This window comes from Pedobacter ginsengisoli (assembly GCF_030244015.1).
Lineage (GTDB): Bacteria > Bacteroidota > Bacteroidia > Sphingobacteriales > Sphingobacteriaceae > Pedobacter > Pedobacter ginsengisoli.
On record NZ_JASSYX010000001.1, the window covers coordinates 1,623,825 to 1,637,232 of the forward strand.

The 13,408-nt window shown below is 45.4% G+C and carries 9 protein-coding genes; 7 read left to right on the plus strand and 2 right to left on the minus strand.

Features of this window, described 5'->3' with window-relative positions; translation table 11 throughout:
• The first annotated feature begins 26 nt into the window (after positions 1 to 26).
• From QEP08_RS07065 to QEP08_RS07075, 3 genes are all read left to right on the plus strand, one after another.
• Positions 27 to 1,406 carry a Gfo/Idh/MocA family protein gene (locus QEP08_RS07065; RefSeq protein ID WP_285056823.1) on the plus strand — a complete coding sequence of 460 codons (1,380 nt, stop codon included), beginning with the start codon at positions 27 to 29 and terminating at the stop codon, positions 1,404 to 1,406.
• 70 nt (positions 1,407 to 1,476) lie between these two features.
• Entirely contained in the window at positions 1,477 to 3,993 is a 2,517-nt protein-coding gene (locus tag QEP08_RS07070; RefSeq protein WP_285056825.1) for a beta-L-arabinofuranosidase domain-containing protein, read from the plus strand.
• Positions 3,994 to 4,195: 202 nt separating this feature from the next.
• Positions 4,196 to 4,825, plus strand: coding sequence for a competence protein CoiA family protein (locus QEP08_RS07075; protein ID WP_285056827.1), 630 nt, complete (start codon positions 4,196 to 4,198; stop codon positions 4,823 to 4,825).
• Here QEP08_RS07075 and QEP08_RS07080 read toward each other — a convergent pair.
• On the minus strand, positions 4,822 to 5,193 hold the full coding sequence (locus QEP08_RS07080; protein WP_285056829.1) for a winged helix-turn-helix transcriptional regulator: 372 nt from the start codon (positions 5,191 to 5,193) through the stop codon (positions 4,822 to 4,824). The genes QEP08_RS07075 and QEP08_RS07080 overlap by 4 nt on opposite strands.
• A 96-nt stretch (positions 5,194 to 5,289) precedes the next feature.
• Between QEP08_RS07080 and QEP08_RS07085 the strand changes: the two genes are divergently transcribed.
• Positions 5,290 to 6,030, plus strand: a complete 741-nt coding sequence (locus tag QEP08_RS07085; protein ID WP_285056831.1) for an SDR family NAD(P)-dependent oxidoreductase — start codon at positions 5,290 to 5,292, stop codon at positions 6,028 to 6,030.
• An 82-nt stretch (positions 6,031 to 6,112) separates the two neighbouring features.
• On the opposite strand, the gene QEP08_RS07090 is transcribed toward QEP08_RS07085, so the two are convergent.
• Positions 6,113 to 6,361: a hypothetical protein gene (locus tag QEP08_RS07090; protein WP_285056833.1), complete on the minus strand. Its 249-nt coding sequence runs from the start codon at positions 6,359 to 6,361 to the stop codon at positions 6,113 to 6,115.
• Between the two features lie 164 nt (positions 6,362 to 6,525).
• Here QEP08_RS07090 and QEP08_RS07095 point away from each other — a divergent pair, with 164 nt between their 5' ends.
• From QEP08_RS07095 to QEP08_RS07105, 3 genes are read left to right on the plus strand one after another with little or no spacing between them, the layout of a single operon-like run.
• Positions 6,526 to 9,807, plus strand: coding sequence for a glycosyl hydrolase (locus tag QEP08_RS07095; protein ID WP_285056835.1), 3,282 nt, complete (start codon positions 6,526 to 6,528; stop codon positions 9,805 to 9,807).
• Between the two features lie 21 nt (positions 9,808 to 9,828).
• Entirely contained in the window at positions 9,829 to 11,592 is a 1,764-nt protein-coding gene (locus QEP08_RS07100; RefSeq protein ID WP_285056837.1) for an alpha-L-rhamnosidase-related protein, read from the plus strand.
• Between the two features lie 7 nt (positions 11,593 to 11,599).
• Entirely contained in the window at positions 11,600 to 13,408 is a 1,809-nt protein-coding gene (locus tag QEP08_RS07105; protein ID WP_285056839.1) for a glycoside hydrolase family 71/99 protein, read from the plus strand.

The window sequence follows — 13,408 nt, forward strand, 5'->3', positions numbered from 1 at the left end:
CAGCTGATAACCAATTATAACCTGTTATGACCACAAAGAACCAAACCCCAGAGGTTTCCCGCAGGAAATTTCTGCAATCAGCTGCTGTTGCGGCTATTGCTCCCTCGCTCTTAATGAACTCATTTACCGCTTCGGCAAAAGCTCCCGGCAGTAAGCTCAGGCATGCTTGTATTGGCGTAGGAGGGATGGGCGGCTACGACCTGAGTAACTTTAAATCACACCCCGATGTGGAGATCGTAGCGATCTGTGATGTGGACAGTGATATTTTGAAAAAGGCGGCTGAAGGGCTGCCGGGCGTCAGGACCTATTCAGACTGGCGGGAATTATTAAAAAAGGAAGCTAAAAATATTGACTCTGTTAACGTGTCAGTGCCAGATCATATGCACTTTTCGATCGCTTACCGTGCAATCAAGGCAGGTAAACATGTCTATTGTCAAAAACCGTTGTGCCATGATGTGGCTGAAGTAAGGTCACTGACCAAAGCAGCCATCAAAGCAGGTGTCACTACGCAGCTGGGTACCCAGATCGCCTCATCAGCATGTGACCGTACGGCAGTGCAGCTGATCAAAGACGGTGTGATCGGGAAGATCAAACATGCCTACCTATGTTCAAACAGATCCGGTGCTGTGGAATTCAGGATGGTAGAGCCTCAGCCCGTACAAAATCCGCCAGTAAATTTAAGCTGGGACCTCTGGCTGGGCACAGGACCGGCAAGGCCATACGCCCCTGGTATTTACCATCAGGCCAAATGGAGGTCATGGCAGGATTTCGGAACAGGATGGTCAGGAGATATTGGCTGCCATATATTTGATGCGGTCTGGAAGGGGCTGGAACTCAAAGCTCCTGTATCTGTACAAGCGGAAGTTCTTCAGGCCTGGAAAAATGCTCCGGAAAAAAGAAAGGAAAACTGGCCCTGGGCTGATCACATCACCTGGGTATTTCCCGGAAATGCATTTACAGAATCCGATAAACTGACTTTGGAATGGTTTGACGGCGAGATGTTTCCACCACAGGAAGTCCGTAAATTATATACTTCTGGTAATTATCCCGAAGAATGTGCCCTTTTGGTTGGTACAGAAGGCGCCCTGCTGATCCCGCACGGCGGAGAAAAACCGGTACTGCTGCCGGAAGACAAATTTAAGGACAAGGAAGTGCGTAAAATTGAAGGCCGGAACCATTATCACCACTTCGTAAATGCTTGTTTGGGCGGAGAAAAAACAGAATCTCATTTTGCACAGACCGGGCCAATGACCGAAGCAATTTTATTGGGTACTGTAGCGATCCGTGTCCCGGACCAGCTTTTGCAATGGGATGCTGCCAACATGAAGTTTCCCAACAACCCGGAAGCCAATAAATACTTAAAAAGAAAATATAGAAAAGGCTGGGAAATTGAAGGGGAATTTTAATGATGATCAAGGCAGAGGAGTGAAGAGATTCAAATAAAGGGTATATATTTGAGGTCACAACAAATGACCAATGTTTAGAGCCACTTTAATCACCTGCATCCTTTATTTGCTTTTCTTAACGGCTTCTGCTCAGAACAGATCCGTTCAAAGCTATAATTATAACCGCGCACCGCTTTCTGCAGACAGCTATGTACAGCTTCCGCTTGGCAGCATCAAAGCCAAAGGCTGGTTATTAAAGCAACTGGAACTGCAAAAAGACGGTGCCACAGGGCATGCTGAAGAACTATATCCCGAAGCCGACAACCTTGGCGCAGGCTCAGACTGGCTAGGCGGAAAGGGATCAGGATGGGAGCGTGTTCCTTATTATGTGAAAGGACTGGTTGCACTTGCTTATACCCTGGATGACCCTGTTTTAAAGGCAAAGTCCTTAAAATGGATCAGCTGGACTTTGGAAAACCAAAGGGCAGACGGTTCATTCGGGCCAGCCAAAATGAAGGACTGGTGGCCGCGCATGCCTATGATGTATGCCATTCAAAGCTATTATGAAGCAACAGGTGATGAAAAAGTAATTGATTTTTTTACCAGGTACTTTAAATACGAACTGGAAAACCTGGATAAAATGCCCTTATTTGAGTGGAGCAAGTCAAGGACAGGTGACAATATTGAAATTGTGCTCTGGCTGTACAACAAAACCGGCGATGCTTTTTTATTGACACTTGCTCAGAAATTGAATGCCCAGGCTTATCCATGGGCGAGTATTTATACCCACAACCAGTTTTATTACCTGGGTGATGATTTTCATACCAAACACAGCGTAAGTGTAGGCCAGGCCCTGAAAATGCCTGTGCTGTTTTCACAGGTTAATCATGACCCTTTTTATAGAAATGCAACCTGGAAAGGCATAGAAAACCTGAGCAGGGACCACGGACAGGCAGGTGGAGTGGCTTCAGGTACAGAATTTCTCTCCGGAAAAAGCTCTTTCCAGGGAACGGAAACCTGTACCGTTGTAGAGTGGATGCAGAGCCTGGAGACCGCAGCAAGGATCGTTCACGATGCGGCCATGGGCGACAGACTGGAGAAAATAGCATTCAATACCTTACCCGCCCAATACAGCAGGGACATTAAATCACATGTTTATTATTCACAGCCCAATCAGCTTTTTTGCAAGCATGGACAAAGCGGCTATGATGAAGATTATGATGGTGGCATATTGCTCAGCCCGTACTCGGGAATGGGCTGCTGCCGATATAACATGCACATGGGCTGGCCTTATTTCGTAAAGAACAGCTGGGTAGCCACGCCGGACAAAGGATTAGCTGTCATAGCTTATGCACCTGTTGAGCTGAATGCCCTGGTCGCCGATGGTGTTCGCATAAAACTGGCGGTAGAAACCAATTACCCTTTTGAAGAGCAGATCAGAATGAGGCTCAGTCTGGACAGACCTGTGAATTTTCCTTTAAAGCTCAGGATTCCGGAATGGTGTAAAAGTCCTCAGATTTCAGTAAACGGCAAAAAATTAAAAGGCCTGAAAGGAGGGCAGATCATTAACCTGAACAGAAGCTGGAAAAATAACGATACGCTGGTTCTTGATTTTCCAATGCACATTAAGTTTTCAGACCAGGTAAACAGTTCGGTTACAGTGGAGCGCGGTCCGCTGGTCTACGGTTTAAAGATCGATGCCAGATATTCCATCCGTAAGGAGCACCCGGTAAAAGGCTTTTTCGACTATGAAGTATTTCCTGCCTCTCCCTGGAATTACGGTCTGGTGATAGATCGTCTGCACCCGGAAAAATCAATTCAGGTCGTAAAAACCGCCATGCCGGAAAATCCTTTTGAGCAATTGGTAACTCCTGTTAAGCTCAGGACAAAAGCAAAGAAAATACAGTCGTGGACAGTATCAGACAACCAAATGCACGCGGCAGAGGTGCCCGCAAGTCCGGTGGCATCGGCAGAACCTCTGGAGGAAATTACACTGACACCCTATGGTTCCGAAAATATCAGGCTGAGCAATTTTCCGACTATAGGAATTCCGAAAGCACCTTCAAAAACTTTCTCTGAGGACTTTGCAAAAGCAACACTTAAAAACTGGATCAGTTATGGGCAGTGGTTCATCAGGGATGGCGCCATTCACGCTGCCTCCAATAAAGGTTCATGGGGTTATGGCATTCATGGTGTAAAAGCAATTGAAAGTTCCACCAACTTTAAGGACCTAAGCTATGAGGCGACCATAAAACTAAACTCTAATGGAAATGCCGGGTTGATCTTTAGGGTATCAGACCTAAACCTTGGGGCAGACGCTTATAACGGATATTATCTGGGCCTTGACGCTGCAAATGGTAAGCTGCTGCTGGGAAAATCATCTGGCCGTAAATGGGTGGTATTGAACGAATCTCAGCAAAAGCTGACACTTGGTGTAAATTATAAGGTGAGAATTGAGGCCAAAGGGGATCAGATCAGGGTTTATTTCGATAACAATACCCAACCGGTGATATCGGTCACCGATTCAGAATTTAAATCGGGACCTATAGGCGTGCGGTCGTTTGACTGTCTGGCAACAATTGACGATCTGAAAGTGAAGTCGATCTGATTTTACTTTAGATGGCCTATTAATTTTCTGGAACAAGGGAGATTAATTTATTATCCTCGCGGTGCGTGTTCCGAAGTTTTGAGCAACATATTATTTTTCATTTCTAATCAATAAATTGATAATATTTGATTTTTTTTGATCACTAATAATTTTAGCATAATTTTGAGGTTTGCTGAAAAATATCGTAGCAGATCTCAAAAAAATGGAACTAAGTACGGCAGTACGATTTTATCCTGGTGAGACACCATGGCACCGTGACTGGAAGAAAGCATTTCCGACTTCTTACCGTGAGGTAAGCTTTCTCGACAATGGATTGGGCCAGCTTCACAGGGCGGATGTCCATACTCCCTGTGGTACTACACTTGAATTCCAGAATTCACCGATTTGTATTGAGGAATTAAGAAGCAGAGAGGCATTTTATCCAAAACTGGTATGGGTGCTGAATGGAAAGAAGTTTAAAGGCTTCAGAATTTTAAAAAGCCTGCCGGATGTAGACGATCCAAGGCTTTCAGGATATGAATTTTGCCACACAGATCATCTTTCCATGATCAGAAAATCTGATCTGATCCTGGGGAGAGGCAAACCGAAAGTGCTGAATTTTTATCACAAGGAGATCAAAAATATACCGCTGACATCGCATTATTATTCGTTTTGCTGGAAACACCCGCACCGTGTCTGGTACGAGGCAAAATCTCCGATTATCGTTGATCTTGGCGGCCATTTCCTTTACCAGTTGAAACAACGAAGACAGCTCAATGGTGATTATGCTTATTTGCATATGATCAGCAGGAAGGCCTTTATTGAACAGTACCTGTCTGACTCCTCAGTTTAGACTGCCTCAATCTCTTTTTCTGTAACACTCCTGTGCATATTGCCCCAGTCAGACATTGCCCTTAGCATTGGCTTCATTGTGTTGCCAAGATCCGTCATTTCATATTCTACTCTTGGTGGAACGACCGGATAGACCGTGCGCTTGATGATCTGGTCAGCCTCCAGTTCGCGCAATTGCGCAATCAGCATCCGTTCCGAAATGTTCTCAATGGAATTCTTCAGGTCGCTGTAACGCATGGTCTGATGTGACAATCTGCACAGAATGGCAGGCTTCCATCTGCCGCCTAATATCGACAAGGAATAAGCCATGCCACAGCTATCCATGATCTGCTTTTCGTTAAAAGTGTTCGTGGAACTCTCTTTTCTCATTTCTTACTTATTTGTTAGTACCTAACAATTTATTGTATACCAGCAAATATAACAATGAGGTCCTAATTTTGCTCATCATTTATTAAAAAAGTAGATATGAAACGTTTAGAAAACAAAGTAGCATTTGTAACCGGTGGCAGCAGGGGTATGGGCGCAGCCATTTCAAAAAGGCTTGCCTCAGAAGGCGCGATTGTGGTTTTAACTTATTCAAAGTCACCTGAAAAAGCAGTCGCAGTTGCAGCAGAGATTAATGCATCCGGTGGACATGCCCTCGCTGTTCAGGCAGACAGTGCAGATGCACAGGCGGTAACAGATGCAGTAAACAAAACAGTTGCAGAGTTCGGCAAAGTCGATATCGTTGTAAACAACGCCGGAATCTATATCGGAGCTGCTTTTGAAGACCATACACTGGATGACTATGAGCAGATCATGGGTATTAATGTCCGGGCTGTTTATGCGGCATCGCTCGCAGCATCAAAGCACATGCCCGTCGGTGGAAGGATCATTACTATCGGCAGTAATATGGGCGATAACGCGCTGAGTGCACAGACCACCTTATATACCATGAGCAAATCAGCGCTTAGCGGTTTTACCCGTGGACTGTCCCGTGACCTTGGGCCAAAAGGCATCACAGTAAATCTCGTACAACCGGGCCCAATAAATACAGACATGAACCCGTCAGATACGGAACTGGCAGATTTCCTGAGAAGCAGGATGGCCCTGGCTGAATATGGGACTGTAGAGGATGTAGCCGGTCTTGTTGCTTTTCTGGCAAGTGAAGAGGGTAAGTTCATTACAGGGACAGCACTCACTATCGACGGAGGCTTAAATGCTTAAACTATTATGTTTATTGTCCTGATTTAGCAAACAGGTAAATTTTAGCAAACAGGTGAGCTTTCAAAATCACCTGTTTGCCCGTTTAATTCAAAGTGAATATAAAATCGGTTTCTTCTGAATTGCCCACATAAAACTTAAGTGTTGTCCTGGGCGATTTGATCAATGGTGACAAAGGAGATATGATTTCAGAAAACTGAATTTTCAATACATCCATATCTGTGTCCTCTGGTACACGTATCAAAAGATCACCGCCGCTGGCCCTGATCTTCCAGTCCTTAAACATTTCATCGCTCTGGAGCTTTTGCTTCCATTCCTGCTGGTATTTTCCCATATGCTGTTTTTCAATGGTCTGCAATATAAAAATAGGGCTATTTTTTGAGGATTGAAATATTATTTTCTGACAACAGGCAGGTAAGTACAGGATGCTGCTTTTTTAAGTTTGTCTTATATTAGTCGCACAGGTGAAGGTAAAACTAAGGGGTTGATCCTCATCCTATGAAACCAAATATCAACGCAGAATCCATGAACTTGAAAAACAGCTTAGGTTTACTTTTTTTTATTTCTTTATTTTCATCATTTTGCGCTGCACGTCAGCCTGTGCAAAAAAAACAGGTCAATGCAGTTTCATCTGTTCTGGAAGCAGGCTTCGTTCAGCCGCCGGCAAGTATTCAAACCAGTGTGTATTGGTACTGGATGTCAGATAATATTTCAAAGCAAGGCGTGATCAAAGACCTTCATGCGATGAAAAGTGTGGGCATCAACAGGGCCTTCATAGGAAATATAGGCTATGAGACCACCCCTTACGGAAAGGTTAAACTGTTTAGTGAAGAATGGTGGGACATTATGCACACTGCTTTAAAGACTGCTACAGAGCTGGATATTGAGATCGGGATCTTTAACAGTCCGGGCTGGAGCCAGTCCGGTGGTCCCTGGATCAAACCGGCCCAGGCGATGCGCTACCTGAAGTCCACTGAAACACGAGTAAAAGGACCGCAGAAACTGAACATTGCCCTCAGTAAACCCGAGGGAGATTTCCAGGATGTACGGGTGATTGCTTTTAAGGCCGCATCTGCTGACCATACCAGTATTGTTGATTTTAACCCAAAAATAAGTTCAAACATTAAGCTTAAGAGTCCTGAATATCTGATCGACGGGAAGCAAGATACTGAGATCCGGTTGTCAGGCGGTAATCCGGTTTGTCTTGATCTGGAGGTAGCAGCAGATTTTACCGCCAGAAGTGTGGTCATTTATCCGGCCCATCGCAGGCTGAATGCCAAAGGGGAGCTCCAGGTTAAAGATGGCGCAAGTTATAAAACGATGAAAAACTTTAATATAGACAGGGGTAATGACAATCTGAATGTTGGATTTGACCCTTACGGGCCAGTGGCTGTCTCCATTCCTGCTACAACTGCCAGAACATTCAGGTTGGTGTTTAACGATGTGTCAGCGGATTTTGGTATCGCGGAGCTGAAAATATCTGCTGTTCCTGTCGTAGAAAACTTTACCGAAAAAACACTGGCCAAGATGTATCAGTCGCCATTGCCATACTGGCATGAATACCAGTGGCCTGTACAGCCTGTAGTTGACAATAAAGCGCTGGTCATTGATCCCGGAACAGTAATAGACCTTTCGGCTAAAATGAGCAAAGATGGCAGGCTGAAATGGGATGTGCCCGCTGGTGACTGGATCATTATGCGCAGCGGGATGCTGCCGACAGGTGTAAAGAACGGCCCTGCTTCTCCTGAAGGGACTGGTCTTGAAGTGGATAAAATGAGTAAACAACACGTGGCCAGCCATTTTGATTCTTTTCTGGGCGAGATCATCAAACGTATCCCGGCTGTCGACAGAAAGACCTGGAAAGTTGCCGTGCAGGACAGCTATGAAACAGGAGGACAGAACTGGACTGATGGCCTGCTGGAAAAGTTTAAAACAAATTACGGCTACGATCCGCTTCCTTACCTCCCGGTAATGGAAGGAAAAGTAGTAGGCAGTGCCGAACAATCCGACCGCTTTCTCTGGGACTTGAGGCGCTTTATCGCAGACAGAGTGGCTTACGATTATGTGGGCGGGTTAAGAGAAATCAGTCACAAATATGGTTTACACACCTGGCTCGAAAATTATGGACACTGGGGATTTCCGGGTGAATTCCTTCAATATGGCGGGCAGTCTGATGAGATAGGCGGCGAATTTTGGAGCGAAGGTGAACTTGGCAATATAGAAAATAGAGCTGCTTCTTCCGCTGCCCACATTTACGGCAAGAACAAAGTGTCGGCAGAGTCTTTTACTGCAGGAGGAAAGACCTATGCCAGATATCCCTATATGATGAAGCAACGGGGTGACAGGTTCTTTACCGAAGGTATCAATAATACCTTGCTGCATGTTTACATCCAGCAGCCTACGGATGACATTATACCGGGCATCAATGCCAATTTCGGTAACGAATTTAACCGGCACAATACCTGGTTTAGCTATCTGGATTTATTCACGAACTATTTGAAAAGAACCAATTTCATGCTGCAGCAGGGTTTGTATGTAGCCGATGTCGCCTATTTCATAGGAGAAGATGCGCCTAAGATGACCGGCATCACAGATCCTGCATTGCCGCAAGGTTACTCTTTCGATTACATCAATGCGGAGGTGATCAAAGGCAGGGTAAAAGTAAAGGATGGTAAAATGGTATTGCCTGATGGGATGAGTTACAAGCTATTGGTATTGCCTAAACTGGAAACCATGCGGCCTGAACTGCTTAGGAAAATAAAGGAGCTTGTAGCTCAGGGCGCACATATATTGGGACCTGCACCAAAGCGTTCCCCAAGTCTTGCCGCTTTTCCATCTGCTGATTCGGAAGTACAAAAAATCGCGGCTGAATTATGGGGCAGCGTAGATGGCGTGAATGTCAAATCGGGTAAATTTGGTAAGGGAACTGTAATGGCTGGCATGGATATGCAGATGGCCCTCGATGAGCTGAAGCTCATTCCCGACTTCCATATTAACGATAAGTCCCCGGTATTGTATATTCATAGAAATACTTCAGATGAGGAGATTTATTTTATTAGTAATCAGAGTGAAACAGAAATAAATATATCTCCTTCATTCCGGGTAGTGGCCAGACAGCCCGAACTTTGGGACGCGGTGACCGGTAAAATGCGTATGCTGCCGGAGTATACGTCTAATGGCAGTACGACTATAGTACCTTTAAAATTGGGGCCACTGGAAAGTGCATTTATTGTATTCAGAAAACCTGCATCTTCAATTGGTGCCGGTCATGTCAATTTCCCGGCAGCAAAAATAATAAATGTGATAAACTCGCCATGGGAGGTCACTTTTGATCATGATAAAATGAGAGGGCCGAAAGAACCGGTAATTTTCAAAGAACTGATGGACTGGACCCGGCATCATGATGAACGCATCAAGTATTATTCCGGTACTGCCATCTATAAAAATACCTTCCAGGCAGCCAGGGCACAGGATAATGAACGCTTATTCCTGGAACTGGGTGATGTAAAGGTCATGGCAAAAGTAAAAGTAAACGGAATTGATGTAGGTGGGGTCTGGACATATCCATGGCACGTGGACGTGACTGGTGCCCTGAAAAACGGAAATAATGAAGTAGAGATCTCGGTGGTCAGCACATGGGTAAACCGCCTGATCGGAGACAGCAAACTACCTGTTTCAGAAAGAAAAACATGGTCTGGCGACAATCCATACAAGCCAACCAGCCCGCTGGAGCCTTCCGGATTACGCGGGCAGGTAACGATTAATTCTTTAAAATATTAAACACCAATAGCACACACATAAATGAAGCCTAAATTTTTACCATTAATTATCCTGATCTGCTGCTTTGCACAAAAGATCAGCGCACAGCAGTTGCCACCTGTTTTTAAGGAAAAGCCAAAAGGCATGGAAGTAGACAAGCGTGCACGGGTTTACCTGAGTCCGCAGCGTGTTTTGTGGCAGTCCGATGAGTCGGGTAAATATGTCAAAGACAGTAAATACCTTTTGAAACCGGGTAACGGACAGGGCGAACTGATCAATAAGGACATGGTTACGCTGCTGAGTGACGACAAACAAAAAGGCGGGCTTATGCTCGATTTTGGTAAAGAACTGCAGGGCGGCTTACAGATCGTAACCGGTATGATGAAAAAGAATGCGCCTGTTAAGATCCGGGTGCGCTTTGGTGAATCTGCCGCTGAAACGATGTCTGAGACCGGCGGAAAGGCTACAGCGACCAATGATCACGCCATCCGTGATTTTGTGGTTGATGTACCATGGCTGGGTGTGCTGGAAATAGGGAATACAGGCTTTCGTTTTGTGCGTATAGACCTGGTCGACGACAATTCTGAATTGCTGTTAAAAGAGGTACGTGCAATATTCGTCTACAGGGATATTCCTTACCTGGGATCTTTTAAAAGCAGTGATGAACGTCTGAATAAGATCTGGGAAACCGGTGCTTATACGGTGCACCTGAACATGCAGCAATATCTATGGGATGGCATTAAACGCGACCGTCTGGTGTGGGTAGGCGATATGCATCCCGAAGTGACGACCATCAGCAATGTATTTGGCTACAATGAAGTAGTTCCGAAAAGCCTGGACCTCATCAGGGACGCGACCCCAACCAATCAGTGGATGAACGGCATTAGCGCTTACTCGATGTGGTGGGTCATCATTCACCGTGATTTATACAGGTTCAATGGCAACCTGCAATACCTGAGGGAACAAAAAGAATACATGACCAAATTGCTGGACGTGCTGATCACCAAAATCGACGATAAGAATGGCGAAACACTGGACGGCAGGTTCCTGGACTGGCCATCCAGTGAAAATAAACCGGCTATTCATGCCGGTTTGCAGGCATTAATGGTCATTACCTTAAACGCAGGATCTGAAGTGTGCACTATATTGAAAGACAATTCATCGGCCGCAAAATATAAAGCAGTAGCCGAACGCATGAAAAAGAATGTACCCGACATTAATGGTTCTAAACAGGCTGCAGCACTGCTGTCCCTCTCTGGTATGATCTCTGATGAAACAGCGAATAAGGTGCTTTCTGAAGGGGGCGCTAAAAACTTTTCTACTTTTTACGGCTATTACATGCTGCAGGCGATGGCTAAAGCAGGGAATTACCAGGGTGCTATAGATATCATTAAAACGTATTGGGGTGCCATGCTGGATTTAGGGGCCACCACTTTTTGGGAAGATTTTAACATGGACTGGCTGCCCAATGCCGGCCGTATAGATGAACTGGTTCCCGAAGGCAAAAAAGACATCCACGGCGACTACGGAGCGTATTGCTATATCGGCTTCCGCCACAGTTTGTCTCATGGCTGGGCCTCCGGACCTACCTCATGGCTTACTGAACATGTACTGGGTGTTAAAGTAATTGAAGCAGGTTGCAAGACCCTTAAAATTGAACCACATCTGGGCGATCTTAAGTTTGCAGAAGGCAGTTTTCCAACTCCGTATGGAGTAGTGAAGCTCAAGCATACCAAACTGTCAAACGGGCAGGTTAAATCAGATATACAGGCACCAAAGCAGGTTAAGATCATCAGAAACAATTAAAGTAGTTATGAAAACGACACTGGCAGTAGCAGTGCTGTATGGCCTGGCTTGTTTTAATGTTTATGGTCAGCATCCATCCCGGCAACTGATCTCTTCATCGGCGGCGGATACCTGGGTGGCCAAAGACGCTTTAGGCCGGCCTGTTGAGGGTGGTAACGGTAAGATCAGAAAGGATAAATATGTCGGAATCTTTTATTTTATCTGGCAGGGTGCCCACGGCTATGACAAGCACAGCGGGGGCATCGCCAGCGAGGGTGTAATGCCAAAGCAACCTTCAGATACCCTGAGTCCTTATGACATCGGTAAACTGCTGAAGGAAAATCCTCAACAACCCGGATATGGTCCGCTGCACGCTTTCCATCATTGGGGAGAACCCTATTTTGGATATTACCTGCCCGACGATGAATGGATCATCAGGAAACACGCACAAATGCTTTCAGATGCAGGTGTTGATGTGCTGATATTAGATGTGACCAATGCGGCAATATACCTACCGCAGGTCACCAAGATTGCTGAAACCTATAAGGCAATGCGCGGAGCAGGTATTTCGACACCTTCCATTGCTTTTATCGTGAACTCTAATCCGGCGGCAACTGTAAACCGGCTGTATGACAAGATCTACTCGAAAGGATTGTTTAAAGACCTGTGGTTTTATTGGAAGGGGAGGCCGCTATTGCTGGCTCCATCTGAAGGTCAAAGTGATCAGGTCAGGCAATTTTTTACCATCAGGCAATCCTGGGCCTGGAGTAAAGGACAAAAGTGGTTTGGTGATGGTAAAGATAAATGGACCTGGGTAGATCATACACCACAGTCTTTTGGCTGGCATGAATCGCCAGATAAACCCGAACAGATCAGTGTCAGTATTGCCGAACATCCGATGTCCAATATCGGTCGCAGCTTTCATGACGGAAAGGAACCTGAAGTGAAGCGTTCCGGTGAGGGTCTGTATTTTGCAGAACAATGGAAGCGGGCCCTGGCAGTTGATCCTGAATTTGTATTCATCACTGGCTGGAACGAGTGGGTGGCCATGCGCTTTGATGATGGTGCCGCCAGTCATTTCCTTGGCAAAAAAATCAAAAAGGGGGAAACTTACTTTGTCGATCTGTATAATGAAGAATATAGCAGGGACGCAGAACCAATGAAAGGTGGTTTTAATGACAACTATTATTACCAGATGGTCAGCAACATCCGGAAGTTTAAGGGAAGCCGGCCGGCGCCGGTATATACCGAAATTAACACAATCAAAATAGATGGAAGTTTCAAAGACTGGACACCTGTTAAAGTTGTTTTTACCGATGATAAAGGAGACACATTTCACCGTAAGCATGCAGGATGGGGCAAATACAAAGAATACCTCAATAACACCGGGCGAAATGACATCGTAGAGGCAAAAGTTGCGACAGACAAAAACTACATCTCTTTTTACATTAAAACTGCTTCAGCCATTACCGCCTGGGATTCTCCGGATTGGATGCGTTTGTTTATTGGCATCAGCGGAGCGGACAAGCCTGGTTGGGAGGGGTTTCAATTTATGGCCAATCAAAAACCAAAAAATTCTGCTGCCACTTCATTGCTGATCAGCAATGAGGGCTGGAACTGGAAATCATCAAAGGATGTAAAATATGCGGTATCGGGCAATGAAATGGAAATAAAACTACCCAGAAAGGCTTTGGGCCTGACCGCTAAGAGTTTTTCCCTGGATTTTAAATGGGCTGACAATACACCTGGTGATGGTGATGTCATGCACTTTTTGGATAAAGGCGATTCTGCGCCAAACGGGAGGTTTAAGTACAGGTACATTTTCAAGGGAAAATAA

What these genes read in the sequence shown, in the direction of transcription:
- QEP08_RS07070 (WP_285056825.1), top strand. Translation starts at nt 1,477, where the DNA reads ATGTTTAGAGCCACTTTAATCACCTGCATCCTTTATTTGCTTTTCTTA.
- QEP08_RS07090 (WP_285056833.1), bottom strand. Translation starts at nt 6,361, where the DNA reads ATGGGAAAATACCAGCAGGAATGGAAGCAAAAGCTCCAGAGCGATGAA.
- QEP08_RS07100 (WP_285056837.1), top strand. Translation starts at nt 9,829, where the DNA reads ATGAAGCCTAAATTTTTACCATTAATTATCCTGATCTGCTGCTTTGCA.
- QEP08_RS07080 (WP_285056829.1), bottom strand. Translation starts at nt 5,193, where the DNA reads ATGAGAAAAGAGAGTTCCACGAACACTTTTAACGAAAAGCAGATCATG.
- QEP08_RS07105 (WP_285056839.1), top strand. Translation starts at nt 11,600, where the DNA reads ATGAAAACGACACTGGCAGTAGCAGTGCTGTATGGCCTGGCTTGTTTT.
- QEP08_RS07075 (WP_285056827.1), top strand. Translation starts at nt 4,196, where the DNA reads ATGGAACTAAGTACGGCAGTACGATTTTATCCTGGTGAGACACCATGG.
- QEP08_RS07095 (WP_285056835.1), top strand. Translation starts at nt 6,526, where the DNA reads ATGAAACCAAATATCAACGCAGAATCCATGAACTTGAAAAACAGCTTA.
- QEP08_RS07065 (WP_285056823.1), top strand. Translation starts at nt 27, where the DNA reads ATGACCACAAAGAACCAAACCCCAGAGGTTTCCCGCAGGAAATTTCTG.
- QEP08_RS07085 (WP_285056831.1), top strand. Translation starts at nt 5,290, where the DNA reads ATGAAACGTTTAGAAAACAAAGTAGCATTTGTAACCGGTGGCAGCAGG.